The sequence below is a fragment of the Limnohabitans sp. Jir72 genome (assembly GCF_003063575.1).
GTDB lineage: Bacteria > Pseudomonadota > Gammaproteobacteria > Burkholderiales > Burkholderiaceae_C > Limnohabitans_A.
This window is the reverse complement of sequence record NZ_NESC01000017.1, coordinates 20,661-34,269: the sequence shown is the minus strand read 5'-3', so window position 1 is coordinate 34,269 and position 13,609 is coordinate 20,661. Positions and strand designations below refer to the sequence as shown.

12 protein-coding genes are annotated in these 13,609 nt (G+C 56.4%); 9 read left to right on the top strand and 3 right to left on the bottom strand.

The window, feature by feature from the left end:
- The 4 genes from B9Z52_RS16840 to gtfA form a co-directional block, all read left to right on the top strand.
- On the top strand, positions 1-132 hold a 132-nt coding region (locus B9Z52_RS16840), incomplete at its 5' end, for an IS3 family transposase (RefSeq protein WP_146182808.1).
- 175 nt (positions 133-307) lie between these two features.
- Positions 308-1,510: a hypothetical protein gene (locus tag B9Z52_RS16835; RefSeq protein ID WP_108415005.1), complete on the top strand. Its 1,203-nt coding sequence runs from the start codon at positions 308-310 to the stop codon at positions 1,508-1,510.
- A gap of 146 nt (positions 1,511-1,656) precedes the next feature.
- The gene (locus B9Z52_RS16830) at positions 1,657-2,988 is read left to right on the top strand and encodes an MFS transporter (protein WP_108415004.1); all 1,332 of its coding nucleotides are present in this window, start codon (positions 1,657-1,659) and stop codon (positions 2,986-2,988) included.
- A gap of 44 nt (positions 2,989-3,032) precedes the next feature.
- Positions 3,033-4,508, top strand: a complete 1,476-nt coding sequence (gtfA, locus tag B9Z52_RS16825) for a sucrose phosphorylase (RefSeq protein ID WP_108415003.1) — start codon at positions 3,033-3,035, stop codon at positions 4,506-4,508.
- A gap of 199 nt (positions 4,509-4,707) precedes the next feature.
- Here gtfA and B9Z52_RS16820 read toward each other — a convergent pair whose 3' ends face one another.
- Positions 4,708-6,993, bottom strand: coding sequence for a TonB-dependent siderophore receptor (locus B9Z52_RS16820; protein ID WP_108415002.1), 2,286 nt, complete (start codon positions 6,991-6,993; stop codon positions 4,708-4,710).
- Between the two features lie 362 nt (positions 6,994-7,355).
- On the opposite strand from B9Z52_RS16820, the gene B9Z52_RS16815 reads away from it, so the two are divergent.
- The 5 genes from B9Z52_RS16815 to B9Z52_RS16795 all read left to right on the top strand — a co-directional run bounded on the left by B9Z52_RS16815 (position 7,356) and on the right by B9Z52_RS16795 (position 10,990).
- Complete coding sequence (locus B9Z52_RS16815; RefSeq protein WP_108415001.1) at positions 7,356-8,000, top strand: energy transducer TonB; 645 nt, start codon at positions 7,356-7,358, stop codon at positions 7,998-8,000.
- A gap of 64 nt (positions 8,001-8,064) precedes the next feature.
- On the top strand, positions 8,065-8,922 hold the full coding sequence (locus B9Z52_RS16810) for a MotA/TolQ/ExbB proton channel family protein (protein ID WP_199222131.1): 858 nt from the start codon (positions 8,065-8,067) through the stop codon (positions 8,920-8,922).
- 66 nt (positions 8,923-8,988) lie between these two features.
- Entirely contained in the window at positions 8,989-9,402 is a 414-nt protein-coding gene (locus B9Z52_RS16805; protein WP_108373888.1) for a biopolymer transporter ExbD, read from the top strand.
- An 11-nt stretch (positions 9,403-9,413) separates the two neighbouring features.
- Entirely contained in the window at positions 9,414-9,842 is a 429-nt protein-coding gene (locus tag B9Z52_RS16800) for a biopolymer transporter ExbD (RefSeq protein ID WP_108415000.1), read from the top strand.
- A gap of 149 nt (positions 9,843-9,991) precedes the next feature.
- The gene (locus B9Z52_RS16795) at positions 9,992-10,990 is read left to right on the top strand and encodes a LacI family DNA-binding transcriptional regulator (protein ID WP_108415006.1); all 999 of its coding nucleotides are present in this window, start codon (positions 9,992-9,994) and stop codon (positions 10,988-10,990) included.
- On the opposite strand, the gene B9Z52_RS16790 is transcribed toward B9Z52_RS16795, so the two are convergent.
- On the bottom strand, positions 10,973-11,407 hold the full coding sequence (locus tag B9Z52_RS16790) for a hypothetical protein (RefSeq protein ID WP_108414999.1): 435 nt from the start codon (positions 11,405-11,407) through the stop codon (positions 10,973-10,975). The genes B9Z52_RS16795 and B9Z52_RS16790 overlap by 18 nt on opposite strands.
- Positions 11,404-13,491, bottom strand: coding sequence for an ATP-dependent helicase (locus B9Z52_RS16785; RefSeq protein ID WP_108414998.1), 2,088 nt, complete (start codon positions 13,489-13,491; stop codon positions 11,404-11,406). The genes B9Z52_RS16790 and B9Z52_RS16785 overlap by 4 nt, the downstream gene beginning before the upstream one ends.
- Between the last annotated feature and the right edge of the window lie 118 nt (positions 13,492-13,609).

The window sequence follows — 13,609 nt, the reverse complement described above, 5'->3', positions numbered from 1 at the left end:
AAATTCGAGAATGTGAAAGAGCTTGAGATGGGCTTGAAGGAGTACATCCACTACTACAACAACGATCGGATCAAGATCAAACTAAAAGGGCTGAGTCCTGTGCAGTACAGAACTCAGCCCTCTATGGCCTAATCAGCTTTTTAAACCGTCCAACTTATTGGGGTCAGTTCAAACTTGAGCGGCTTTTTTTTGTTGGGTGGCCTGTTAAAAGATTCATTTTGGTTACGTGAACGCCTTGCAATCGTTTTTCTTGTCTTTTTTCAAGACAATCGCATGACTCTTTGAACCAAGGACCCCAAGGAATATCATGAACAAGTATCTGCAACGGCTGAGTGTGTTGCTTGTGGCTTTCGGCCTGCTCATCGGTTCTGCTACAGCACAGGGCACCCTGCGCAACGAAGTGATCAAGCCTTTGGCGGCCGCGCAAGAAGCGATCAAGAACAACCAAAACGATCAAGCCTTGGGTTTGCTGCGCGATGCTTTGGCGGTGCCCCAGCTCACAGCGAACGAGAAAAACATGATCTCGCGCACGCAAGCGGTGGCGGCCTTGCGTGCTCAAAAATGGGCCATCGCCATTGAGGCCTTGGAGTCTTTGGTGACTTCAGCCGATGTGCCACAAGCGGATAAACGGCCTTTGCTCGAGTCCTTGATCAATGCCAGTTTGCAAACAAAGGACGATGCACGCGTTGTGAAATGGGCGCGGCAATATGTGCAAGATGGGGGTGCCAATCCTGCTGTGCATCTGGCGATGGTTCAGTCCTTGGCGGCCTCCGGGCAGCACGCAGAAGTGGTGAGTGTCATGCTGGCCAAAATCCGCCTGGATGCTTCGACCGCAAAGATAACACCCGAGCCTGAACTTCGCACATTGGCGGTCAGCTACCGCCAGCTCAAGGACGATGCCGGGTACATGAGCACCCTCAAGCAGTTGTTGTCGAACTACCCCAGCAAGGCCTATTGGGCCGAAGTGATCGGTCGCATGTCGCAGCAAGTGGGTTTGAACTCCCGACTGGAGTTGGACCTGTACCGCCTGTTGGAGCAAACGGACAACATGGAAGATGCCGCTGAATACATGGAAATGGCCTCATTGGCTTTGAAGGCCGGCTTGCCTTCTGAGTCTGTCCGCGTCATCACCAAGGGCTTTGCGGCAGGCGTCTTGGGCAAAGGCGCTGAAGCTGCAGCGCACGCCAAGTTGCGTACAGATGCCCAGAAAAAAGTCCAGGAAGACGACGCCTTGTTTGCACAGCTGGAGAAATCGGCCAAAGACGGTGCTTCATGGGCGGCGGCAGGCGATGTCCATTTTTCGCGCCAAAATTGGTCGGCTGCGATCTCTGCCTACGCCAAGGCGATGGAATTGGGTGGTCTGCGGCGTGAGTACGAAGTGCGTTTGCATGCCGCCATCAGCTTGGTTCAAGCCGAACAAAAGGGCGCCGCTCGCCAACAATTGGCTTTGGTGAGTGGCGATGCCACGGCCGTCGAATTGGCCGCTTTGTGGGCGATTTTGGCGCGCTGAACAGGGGTCCAGAAGCAGGCTGAAGTGCTGGGCGAGCCGTCGCCATTCAAAACAAGTACAAACCCTATTGCAATCGATTGCAAAGTCGGATAAATTGGGTCTTTGCATTTTTGCTGCCACGCGCAGTGCCTTTCTCTCAATGACCGATGACCTCCATCAGAACCACACCGCCAACTTTGTCGATCTCTCAGATCGTGCAAATGAACATCGGCTTTTTGGGCTTGCAATTCAGCTTTGGCTTGCAGCAAAGCAATATGAGCCCTATCTACAGCTACCTGGGCGCGGATGAGGCTGCATTGCCCTTGCTCGCACTGGCAGGACCGGTCACAGGTTTGTTGGTGCAGCCCATTGTGGGTGCCATGAGTGATCGGACCACATCGCGCTGGGGGCGGCGCACGCCATATTTTTTCATTGGTGCAGTGCTGTGTTCGCTGTCATTGCTGGCCATGCCTTACAGCGCAGCATTGTGGATGGCGGCCAGTTTGCTTTGGATTTTGGATGCGGCCAACAACATCACCATGGAGCCTTATCGCGCCTATGTGAGTGACCGCCTGCCCAAGGAACAACACGCCTTGGGTTACCTGACGCAAAGCGCCTTCACGGGATTGGCACAAACACTGTCGTACCTCGCGCCATCCATCATGGTATGGATGGGCATGAACAAGGATGCGGTAGGCGGCAACCACATCCCTCAAATCACCCAAGTGGCGTTCATCATCGGTGCCTTGTTGTCGGCATCCACCATTGCGTGGTCGATCTGGAAGGTCCCTGAGTTGCCCTTGTCAGCGCAAGAGATAGCCGCATTGAAGGCCAAGCAGCAAGGCTGGCTCAGCACGCTCAAAGAGATTGCGCAAGCCATCAAAGAAATGCCACAAGCCATGCGGCAGATGGCGTGGATGAAGCTTTTCCAGTGGTACGCCATGATGTGCTACTGGCAATACGTCACGTATGCCATCGCCCGCAACCTGTTTGACACTTCCGAGCCCACCAGCACGGGCTTTCGCGACGCGGTGTTGGTGAACGGACAAATTGGTGGGTTCTACAACGCGGTGGCGTTTGTCGCAGCTTTGGCCATGGTGCCTTTCACGCGCCGCTGGGGCGCCGGAAAGATGCATGCCATGTGTTTGGTCGCCGCAGGATTGGGCATGATGACCATTCCTCAAATCCAAAACCAAGCCCTCTTGTTTTTGCCCATGATTGGCGTCGGTCTGGGTTGGGCCAGCATCATGGGCAACCCCTATGTGATGTTGGCCAGGAGTATTCCGGCTGAGCGAACAGGTGTTTACATGGGGATTTTCAACATGTTCATTGTGATTCCTATGCTCATCCAAGGCGTGACCTTGCCCCTGATTTATCACCCGATCTTGGGTGGTGATCCACGCAACGTTTTGGTGCTGGCCGGTGGATTGCTCGTGTTGGCTGCGTTGGCCACTTTGCGGGTCAAAGTCCCCGTTGAAAACCCAACTACTTCAGCCTGAAGCTGTTGGCATGACTTGTCGTTTGAAATTGATGTCTCAGAAAAATGCGTAACGAAGTTCAATTGATCACCTATGTCGACCGCTTTGGCGGTCAGACCTTGACACAACTGCAGGAGCTCCTCACCGGGCCGTTGAAGGGTGCAGTGGGTGGCGTTCACTTGCTACCGTTCTTTTACAAAATAGATGGTGCTGATGCAGGCTTTGACCCCATTGACCACACCCGCGTAGACGCCCGCTTGGGCGACTGGAAAGACATTGCCAGCCTGTCTGAGCAAATGGGCGTGATGGCCGACGTGATCGTCAACCACATGTCGTCTGAATCCCCTCAGTTCCTTGATTACTCGCAAAAGGGCAGTGCGTCTGAATACGACGGATTGTTCTTGACGATGGAATCGGTCTTTCCCAATGGTGCGACCGAAAAGGACTTGCTGGCGGTTTACCGCCCACGCCCCGGCATGCCCTTCACGGTGACCACACTGGCCAATGGCGAGCGCCGTTTACTCTGGACCACCTTCACGCCTCAGCAGATCGACATCGATGTGCACACACCAGCAGGCAAGGCCTATCTGGAATCGATTTTGCAAAAACTCTCGCAAAGCGGCGTCACCATGGTGCGCCTGGATGCGGTGGGTTATGCCATCAAGAAAGCGGGTACGAATTGCTTCATGATGCCCGAGACCTTTGACTTCATCAAAGCCTTCGCTCAGCGTGGTCGTGAGTTGGGTCTGGAAGTGCTGGTGGAAATCCACTCGTACTATAAGCGTCAGATGGAAATCGCCAAGCAGGTGGACTGGGTCTATGACTTCGCTTTGCCGCCATTGGTCTTGCATGCTTTGGAATTCGGTCGCAGTGGCCCTCTGTTGGATTGGATGGCACAACGCCCCAACAACGCGGTGACGGTGCTCGATACGCACGATGGCATCGGCATCATCGACATCGGTGCAGATGCGGCTGATCGGGTCAATCATCCTGGCCTCGTACCACCGCATGAGCTGGACGAGTTGGTGGAGCGCATGCACCGCAACTCGAACAACCAAAGCCGCCTGGCGACCGGTGCGGCCGCCTCTAATCTGGACCTTTACCAAGTCAACTGCACCTTCTTTGATGCACTGGGCCGCAATGAGGCCGCCTACTTGGTGGCGCGTGCGATTCAGTTCTTTGTGCCGGGTATTCCGCAGGTGTACTACGTGGGCTTGCTGGCGGGTGAAAACGACATGGACTTGTTGGCGCAAACCAAAGTGGGGCGCGACATCAACCGCCACCGCTACTCACGCGCAGAGGTGCTGCGCGATCTGAACAAGCCCGTCGTCAAACGCTTGCTCGATCTGATGCGTTTGCGTAACAGCCATCCAGCTTTTGACGGGACATTCAGCAGCGCAGCGTCGGCAACGCACCAGCTGACTTTGAACTGGCAACAAGGCACTGCATATGCCCGTCTTGAAGTCGATTTGTCGACCAAGTCAGGACGGATCATCCACGGACTTGCTGGTAGTGAAGCGGACGTGTTTGAATTGCGATAAATAGCTGGACATCAACAATTAAAAAAGCCAGTCAGTGATCTGACTGGCTTTTTTGTGTTGAATTATTTCAGATAAACGACGTAAAAAAAAGGTATCGGCCAAGTGTGGAAAATGGGCTGATCCGATGACGTAAAAAAAGATCGCCCGCAGGCGATCTCTATGGATAAACACACAGGCAGCTCGGCTGCCTTGGTATGGGTTAGAAGCTGTACTTCAAACCGGCCTTGGCAGAGCGACCGTTGATCGAACGAGCAGCCATGCGACCATCGTTGATTTCGGTGTAGCCAATGGTGTTGGTCAAGTTGTAAACACCAAACGATGCTGTCAGATCTTTGCTGATGGCGTAGTTCGCGAATGCATTGACAACGGTGTAAGCGGGCAAAGTGGCCTCGTATGCAGAACCTTGAGCATCCTTTGCACTGCTCGATCCAACGATTGCAGCACCCACGGTGTAAGCACCGGAAGTGTATGTTGGGCTCAACTGGTAAACAACTTTCGCTTGGCGATTTGGCGTCAAACCGGTGCTGACGATTTTTGCATCGGTCAGTGTCACGCCGCCATTAATGCGGAATGCTCCCATTTTATAGCCAGCTTCCAGTTCAATACCTTTGGCATCGTACTTGTTGGCAGTGCTTTTCTGGGTGGTTGCATCAAAGTTGCTCTCGTCGGTCTTGGCTTGGAACAAGGTCACAAAAGTGCTCAAGTTGCCATTGCGCATCTTCACGCCGCCTTCATACTGCTGAACAGTGTTGATCGGGACAACGCCTGCACCGCCAGCCATTGGCACAGCGGCAGATCCGAACATGATGCGGTCGGCATTGAAGGCAATACCTTCGCTGATTCGCGCGAAAACAGCCATGTCTTTGTCCAACTGGAAGTTGGCACCGAATGAATAGGAGTTGTGACTCTTCGTGTAGTTGATGGCTTTGGCGTCGCCAGGTTTAAATTGGTTATCAACAGCTTGTGTATAAGAACCAGTAGCCACTTGGTTGTCATGGCGGATGCTACCGTCCAAAGTCCAAGCGCCCTTTTCCCAACCAATCACAGCATAGGGTGAAGTGGTGTTGTAGGTGGCATCAATAGCGCGTGTGCAGCAACCACCCCACACCGAGGTGCCCAGTGCGGTTGCGCCATAGCTGTTGGTGGTGTTATTGGACAGCAAGGCTGGGTTTTTGTCAGTGGCCTGCATCAGGTACTGGTTGAAGTTCCAAGTCAATCCAACTTTTTGAACATTCATGAACAAACCGAATGTCGTGTTCAACTTGGCGCCATCAGCTTGTGCAAAAGATTTGCTCAACTTGAAGTCGTTTGTTGTGCTGCCCATGTCGTCCATGGATGTGTTGAATACGGTGTTCGTGAACGCGTTGCCTGTGTATGCTTGACCGGCTTTAGGGCCTGTTGCGTAAATGGTGCCAACAGGGGCAGCAGCCACATCATTGGCAGGGAACAAGCCGACAAAACGACCAGTCATCGTGGAGTGGCGGAATTTTTCGCTCAACTTCCAACCATCGGCAAGTTTCAAATCTGCTTCGACACCAAACGAATTTTGTTTGACGCGCAGACCATCGTTGACATCAGTACCCACCATGGTGTTGTTCTTGGTCAGCGTGTAGTCCTTGACCCAATAAGGCGAGTACATGCTTGCAACTCGTGGGTCGATGCCTGGAAGTTCGCTAACTTTGCCATTGGCGATTTTGACGGGAACAGGCATGAACAAGGGGCTTTGATCGTCCAACGATTTGAAGTTCAAACGAACAAAACCATTGTCTAATTCTTGTGTGATGTTGCCCTTTATTTGGCCGCCTTGGTTGCTGTTGCCTGTGGCGTTGCGAGGGCCTTCGCCACTGTGCGTATAGCCTCCGATAAAGAAGCGGGTCTTTTCACCCAATTTTCCACTGTAGTCAAAGTCCAGTCGCTTATGGTCGTAAGTCAAGCCTGTGGTGACACCAATGCTACCGCCTGGCTCGTCGCCAGTTTTGCTGATGAAGTTGATGATGCCGCCAGGTGCATTGGTGGCCAGTGTGGAGGCAGAGCCGCCGCGAACAACTTCCAAGCGCTCAAGGCTGTTGTCAGCGCGCAAAAACATATCGGGTGTTGAAAACGCAACATCGCCAAACAGCATGACGGGCAGGCCATCCTCTTGGAATTGAACGTAGCGCGAGCCGCCAGCAGAGATTGGCAGACCACGAACGGTCACGTTGGCGTTACCACCACCACCACTTGACTCTGCGCGAATACCGGGAATCGAGCGCAATATGTCGGAGGCGTTAGTCGGTTGGCCTTGCAACACTTGTTCTGCGCCGATGGTGGAGATGGAGCTCGATTGCTTCATCTTGCTTGCGCCAGTTGCGGTACCAGTCACCACAACCTCATCGAGCTTAAGGGTGTCGTTGTTGGTTTGAGCGTAAGCCACGCTCAACTGAAATGCTGCCAGAGCAGCGGCTGTTGCCACTTTGGTAGGGGTGGCGAATTTTTGCTTCTTCATAGAAGGGTCTCCAAAACATTGAAACGATTGCAAAACCATGAATAGATTGTTGCAGATGATGATCCATAAGCGTCACAGGACGTGATCGCACCTTGGATGTAGCGTATTTTGCAAATCTATGAAAACGATTGCAATCAAAGTTTTTTGAAAGGGGGTGTTTTGGCGATGTGTGCGGGGTGTGTTTTGACTCGAGAAATCGTCAAAAACTAGGACTTTCCCTAGTGTGTATGATCAGCAACAAGCGTTTGGCATCACCCGCAATTCAAGGCCTAGTGTTTTCCCTAGGTGTTGAAAAAGAACAAACACAGGTATCATGCAAACGATTGCATTGAGCGAAACTCGAAATAAGGAGAAAAGAAACGATGGACGATTACGCCAGCCGGCAACGCAAGCCGACCAAGCACCTGATGGGGCTGGGGCTGGTGGTGGTGTTGCACCTGTTGCTCTTTTGGGCCATCAGCTCGGGTTTGGCCCGCGCGTTTGTCAAAAAGATCCAAGGGCCTGTGGAGGCCGTTTTGCTGGAAGATGCAAAACCCGATATTCCACCGCCGCCTCCGCCACCACCGCCGAAGAATTTGCCGCCACCACCTCCGGCCTATGTGCCGCCGGTGGATGTGCCCGTGACCAACACCGCGCCAGCTGCCAACGCCATTGCTGCCGTGTCGGCCACGCCACAGCCGGTGGCATCGCCTGCGCCACCAGCATCGCCGGTGGTCAAAGCTGAGTCTGTTCGCACAGCCGCCGTGGTCAACTCGGCCAACTGCGAAAAACCCGAGTACCCCAGCGCATCGCGTCGCATGGAAGAAGAGGGCACCGTCAGCCTGCGCTTCTTGGTGGGAGCCGATGGCAAGGTGGTGCAAGCCGAAGTCGAGAAGTCTTCAGGCTACAAGCGCCTAGACGAGGCGGCCCGTGCCGGTTTGTCGCGCTGCGCCTTCAAGCCCGCCACCGTAGACGGTAAGCCTGAGCAAGGCTGGGCCACCATGAAATACACCTGGCGCCTGGAATGATCCGGTCGCACAGATCAACAGTCACAGTTCACCGTTTTTAAAGAATCCAGAGGAGAACCTCATCATGTTCAAACCATTCAAAACCCTCATCGTCTGCGCTGGCCTGCTGGCCGGTCTCTTGTCTGCGGGCCCTGTGCTGGCGGCCAAGCCCAAAGAAGCTGCCCCAGCCGCACCTGCTGCTGCAGCCGCCCCTGCCCCGGCAGCACCTGCTGAAGCTGCACCGGCACCCGTGGCAGCTCCAGCCCCAACAGCGGCTACTGCTGAAGAAGAAAACCCCTACGGCCTGTCTGCCCTGTGGAGCCAAGGCGATGCCGTGGCCAAAGGCACGCTGCTGATCTTGGTGCTCATGAGCATGGGCTCTTGGTACGTGATCTTCACCAAGTTCGCTGAGCAAGCCAAACTGAACAAACAAGCCAAGGCCGCGCAAGACTCTTTCTGGTCTGCCAACACCGTGGCCCAAGGCAAAGACACCTTGGAAGAAGGCTCGGCTTTCCGATTCATTGCAGAAAAAGGCCTGGAAGGCGCTTCCAAGCACACCGGCTTGTTGGGTGCGGTTGACTTCAACGAGTGGGTCACCATGAGCATCCAGCGTGCCATTGGCAACGTGCAAAGCCGCATGCAAGACGGCCTGGCTGTGCTGGCCACTGTGGGCTCGACCGCGCCATTCGTGGGTCTGTTCGGTACCGTGTGGGGCATCTACCACGCGCTGGTCAAGATCGGCATGTCCGGCCAGGCCTCGATCGACAAAGTCGCTGGCCCCGTGGGGGAAGCCCTGATCATGACCGCCATCGGTCTGGCTGTGGCTGTGCCTGCGGTGCTGGGCTACAACTTCCTGGTACGCCGCAACAAGGCCGTGATGGAACAAGTCAACGCCTTCGGCTCTGACCTGCACGCTGTGCTGCTCGGCTCGGCCAAGAAGTAAAACCCTTCGCATTCCCTTCGCTTGAGCGGTGACAGCACCGCCAAAGCGATCACAGGAGGAGCCAACATGGCCATGAACGTAGGCGAAGCCGATGACGAGATCATCGGCACCATCAACACCACGCCCCTGGTGGACGTGATGCTGGTGCTCTTGATCATCTTTTTGATCACGATTCCCGTGGTGACCACCTCCATCAAGGTGGACTTGCCCAAAGAAAAGAACGTGGTGCGCGAGACCAAGCCCGAAAACGTGATCATCTCGGTGGACAAGGCAGGCGGTATTTACCTGTACGACACCAAAGTGAAGAACAGCACGGACTTGCTCGAACGCATGAAGAAATTCTCGGCCATGAAACCTCAGCCCGAGGTGCAGATCCGGGGCGACGGCCAAAGTGATTTCGAATCCGTGGGCCGCGTGATGTACGCGGTGCAGCGCGCCGGCATCACCAAAGTCGGCTTCATCACCGAGCCCAGCAACTGAAGGAGCAGAGCATGGGAATGAACGTAGGAACAAGTTCCAGCGACGAGCCGGAAGTCATGATCGACATGAACACCACGCCGCTGATTGACGTGATGCTGGTGCTCTTGATCATGCTGATCATCACGATCCCAGCGCAGCTGCACTCGGTGAACCTGGACATGCCGCTGCCCACCAATGCGGCCAAGAAGGCGGACCCGGTGGTGATCAAGATCGATGTGGACGCGAACAGTGTGATCAACTGGAACGGCAAGCCGGTGGGCAGCCGCGCAGAGATGGAGGCCAAGTTGACGGAGGCTGCAGCGCAGCAACCGCAGCCAGAGCTGCACATCCGCTCGCACGCAAAGGCGAAATACGAAGCGGCTGCGGCCGTGATGGCCAGTGCCCAGCGTATGGGCCTGACCAAACTGGGGATCGTGGGCTCTGAGCAGTTTGTGAACTGAGCCCGTCCCGACGAGTTGTTGAGTACGTTTCTACCAAGGAAACCTTGTGCCCCCTCCCTCACCGGTGGGGGTATTTTTTTGAATTAACATCGCTTGAACAGAGAGAAATGTGAATGGCCAAGGCAGAACCTGAAAAGCGAAAGATACAAATGGCGGACATTGCCCGTCTGGCAGGGGTATCCACCGCAACAGTTTCACGTGCCCTCAATGGCAGCGCGCTGATCAACGAAGAAACGCGTTTGCGCATCATTGAGTTGGCGCGCTCTCTGAACTACACCATCAATCTGGGCGCTCAAAATCTGCGCAAGGGCGACAACACCACCATCGGCGTGGTGATTCCTTATTACCCGGCCAACCGCCAAAGCATTTCTGATCCGTTTTTCCTGGGCATGCTCGGTAGCCTGGCCGATGCGCTGACGGATCGCCAGTACGACATGCTGCTCTCGCGTGTCGATGCGGATCATCTGGAGCGGATTTCCGCCCTTTACGACTCGGGCCGTGTGGGCGGCATCATTGTGATCGGTCAGTGGGGCCACCATGACCAGCTCAACGAATTGGCACGTCAGCGCTTGCCCTTTGTGGCTTGGGGGGCGCAGTTGCCCAATCAGTTGTATTGCAGCGTTGGTGGCGACAATGCCAGCGGCGGTCAACTGGCCACGGAACACTTGCTGGGTTTGGGCCGCAAGCGCATCGCCTTCATGGGCGAGAAGTCCTTGCCTGAACCTGAAAAACGTTATTCGGGCTACCAGAAGGCATTGCGCAAGGCCGGATTGAAAACAGATCCTGCGCTGTACATTCCATCGTCTTTTGCGCCACTGGGCGCGCAAGAGGCCTTGCGTGTGCACCTGGACCGCCATGGTTTGAATTTCGACGCCATCGTGGCGGCCAGTGACCTGATTGCCATCAGCGCCTTGGGGGTGCTGCGTGAGCGGGGTTACAGCATTCCTGAAGATGTCAGCGTGGTCGGCTACGACGATGTGGAGCCAGCGGCCCACAGCTTCCCACCGCTCACCACAGTGCGCCAGCCTTTGGACTTGGCAGGGGCCCATCTGGTGGATTGCCTGCTGCGCATCATGGCCGGTGAAAAGCCGGAATCTGATTTGCTGCCCACGACCTTGGTTGTGCGGGAGTCAACGAAGGCGGTCTGACCGCATCTCAAAGCGCTGAGGCGCTTGGCCTGCCGAGCCCTCTTGCCTTTCACCGGTGATGATCTGCCCGCAGCTGCCCGCTTGCAACTTGCCCAGCCATGTGGCGGCGATGCGTTGACCGTCGTGCGATTCCTCCATGGTGAACTCACCCTCTTCAATGTCGGCAGCCACCGCAAAGTGCTGGGGGTTTTGCATCAAGGTGCCGCGCAAGCTGCCTTCGTGCTCGGGGTGCGGGCGCAGCAGCAATGTCCACGGCATGCTTTGACCGGCCCATGTCACGCGCCAAGTTCCGACAAGTTGTTCTGCGCTGATGTCTTCAGCGGCGCAACCGGCAGCGGTCGGCGCGGTGCTGCATGCCGCCAGGCCCGCCAGACAGGCGCCCGTGATCCAGCAAGCCCATGTGCGTGAGGGTTTCATGGTTTGGCCTCTGCGGCAGAGTCGGCAGCCCGCTTGGCAAACTCGGCGCGCAATGCGCGGAGTTTTTCTCGCGGGTCTTCCTTGGTGGTGTTTTCGTCCAAGCGCATTTCGGCAATGAAGCGGCTGGGCAGGGCGGCCACGGTTTCGCGGCCTTTTTTGCGGCGCTTGGTCCAGCTCACGGCCAAGCTGCGCTGGGCGCGGGTGATGCCCACGTACATCAAGCGGCGTTCTTCCTGCAGGCGCAGCAAGATGCCTTCGCTCATGGGACCATCACTTTTGCCCGAATGGGTTTCATCGTCCCCCAGCTTGAAAGGCAGCAGGCCTTCGTTCACGCCCACCAGCATCACATGCGGCCACTCCAGACCCTTGGAGGCGTGCAGGGTCGATAGCGTGACCACGTTTTGGTCCTTTTCGCGTTCGCTCAATGTGGAGATCAGTGAAATGGTCTGCGCCACATCAAGCAGGTTTTTGACTTCTGTGGCCTGTGCTCCTGTGGCGTCTTCGATCTCGCCGCCGCAGCGCCCGGCCATCCAGTCGCAAAACTCCAGCACATTGGTCCAGCGGGCTGAGGCCACTTTTTCGTTGTCTTCGCCGTCGTACAGGTGCGACTCGTAGCCAATCTCTTTGAGCCACTCCAGCAAGAAGGCCAGCGCATCCGTCTTGCCCAGGGTGTGGCGGGCGCGGTGCTCCAGGTCGTTGATGTAGCGGCCAAACTCGTGCAGGCCGTCCACGGCGCGGGTGTTCACCGCACTGGGCAAGCTGCCCGCAAACAGCGCTTCAAACAAGCTCAGCTTGTACTGCGTGGCAAAAGTGCCCAGCTGGCCCAAGGTCTGGTGGCCGATGCCGCGCTTGGGGTTGGTGATGGCGCGCAAAAATGCCGGGTCGTCATCGTTGTTGATCCACAGGCGAAACCAGGCGCACAGGTCCTTGATTTCGGCCTTGTCAAAAAAGCTCTGCCCGCCCGACACTTTGTAAGGGATGTTGGCGCGGCGCAGCGCTTGCTCAAACGGCCGGGCCATGTGGTTGGCCCGGTACAGGATGGCAAAGTCCTTGAACTCGCGGTGATTGGACGGGTTGACCTGGCCGCCACGGATCGACTGGATGCGCGCAATCGCCCGGTCGGCTTCGTGTTCTTCGTTCACGGCGTCGACCACGCGCACGGGTTCGCCTTCGCCCAGCTCCGAAAACAGCGTCTTGGGATACAGCTTGGGGTTAGGCTGGATCACGTTGTTGGCAGCCCTCAAGATCGCGCTGGTGGAGCGGTAGTTCTGCTCCAGCTTGATCACTTTCAAATTCGGAAAGTCCTGCGGTAGGCGCTTGAGGTTGTCCAGCGTCGCGCCGCGCCAGCCGTAAATCGACTGGTCATCGTCACCCACCGCTGTGAAACGACCGCGCTCACCCACCAAGTGCTTGAGCACTTCGTACTGGGTGGCGTTGGTGTCCTGGTACTCGTCCACCAGCACATGGCCCATCTTGGCCTGCCAGCGCTCGCGCACCTCGGGGTAGTCAGCCAACAGTTTCAGTGGCATCCCGATCAGGTCGTCAAAGTCCACGCTTTGGTAGGCGGTCAGCCGTTCTTCGTACAGGGCCATGATGCGGGCGATCACGCGCGCGTTGTCGTCGGGGGCTTGGGCTGCGGCCTGCTCGGCGTTCAGGCCCATGTTTTTCCACAGGCTGATGGTCCATTGCCACTGGCGGGCGGTGGCCGCGTCGGTGGTGCCGCCACAGTCTTTGAGGATGCTGGTCACATCGTCCGCGTCCATGATGCTGAACTGGGGTTTCAGGCCCAGCACATGCCCGTCTTCGCGCATGATGCGCACGCCCAAGGCGTGAAAAGTGCAGATCAGCACGTCTTTGGCGGCCCTGCCAATCAACTGCTTGGCCCGTTCGCGCATTTCGGCGGCGGCCTTGTTGGTGAAGGTGATGGCCGCGATGCGCTTGGGTTCCAGCCCCACATCGATCAAGCGGCCAATCTTGTGCGTGATCACCCGTGTTTTGCCCGAGCCAGCCCCAGCCAGCACGAGGCAGGGGCCCTGAACGTAGTTCACGGCTTCAAGTTGGGCGAAATTCAGACCGGCGGACATAGGGCACTTGGGATCATCGGAGCAAAGCCGACCATCATAGCGGCCCGGGTGCCGGTTTTTGCCCCATCACGGGTGGCGCGGAGGGGGCCATGTCGGTCTGGCGACGGGGTGTTCGCTG

Excerpts from the sequence above, each read along its gene's own strand:
- B9Z52_RS16795 (WP_108415006.1), top strand. The coding sequence starts at position 9,992 with ATGGCGGACATTGCCCGTCTGGCAGGGGTATCCACCGCAACAGTTTCA.
- B9Z52_RS16815 (WP_108415001.1), top strand. The coding sequence starts at position 7,356 with ATGGACGATTACGCCAGCCGGCAACGCAAGCCGACCAAGCACCTGATG.
- B9Z52_RS16805 (WP_108373888.1), top strand. The coding sequence starts at position 8,989 with ATGGCCATGAACGTAGGCGAAGCCGATGACGAGATCATCGGCACCATC.
- B9Z52_RS16835 (WP_108415005.1), top strand. The coding sequence starts at position 308 with ATGAACAAGTATCTGCAACGGCTGAGTGTGTTGCTTGTGGCTTTCGGC.
- B9Z52_RS16800 (WP_108415000.1), top strand. The coding sequence starts at position 9,414 with ATGGGAATGAACGTAGGAACAAGTTCCAGCGACGAGCCGGAAGTCATG.
- B9Z52_RS16790 (WP_108414999.1), bottom strand. The coding sequence starts at position 11,407 with ATGAAACCCTCACGCACATGGGCTTGCTGGATCACGGGCGCCTGTCTG.
- B9Z52_RS16830 (WP_108415004.1), top strand. The coding sequence starts at position 1,657 with ATGACCTCCATCAGAACCACACCGCCAACTTTGTCGATCTCTCAGATC.
- B9Z52_RS16785 (WP_108414998.1), bottom strand. The coding sequence starts at position 13,491 with ATGTCCGCCGGTCTGAATTTCGCCCAACTTGAAGCCGTGAACTACGTT.
- B9Z52_RS16820 (WP_108415002.1), bottom strand. The coding sequence starts at position 6,993 with ATGAAGAAGCAAAAATTCGCCACCCCTACCAAAGTGGCAACAGCCGCT.
- B9Z52_RS16810 (WP_199222131.1), top strand. The coding sequence starts at position 8,065 with ATGTTCAAACCATTCAAAACCCTCATCGTCTGCGCTGGCCTGCTGGCC.
- gtfA (WP_108415003.1), top strand. The coding sequence starts at position 3,033 with ATGCGTAACGAAGTTCAATTGATCACCTATGTCGACCGCTTTGGCGGT.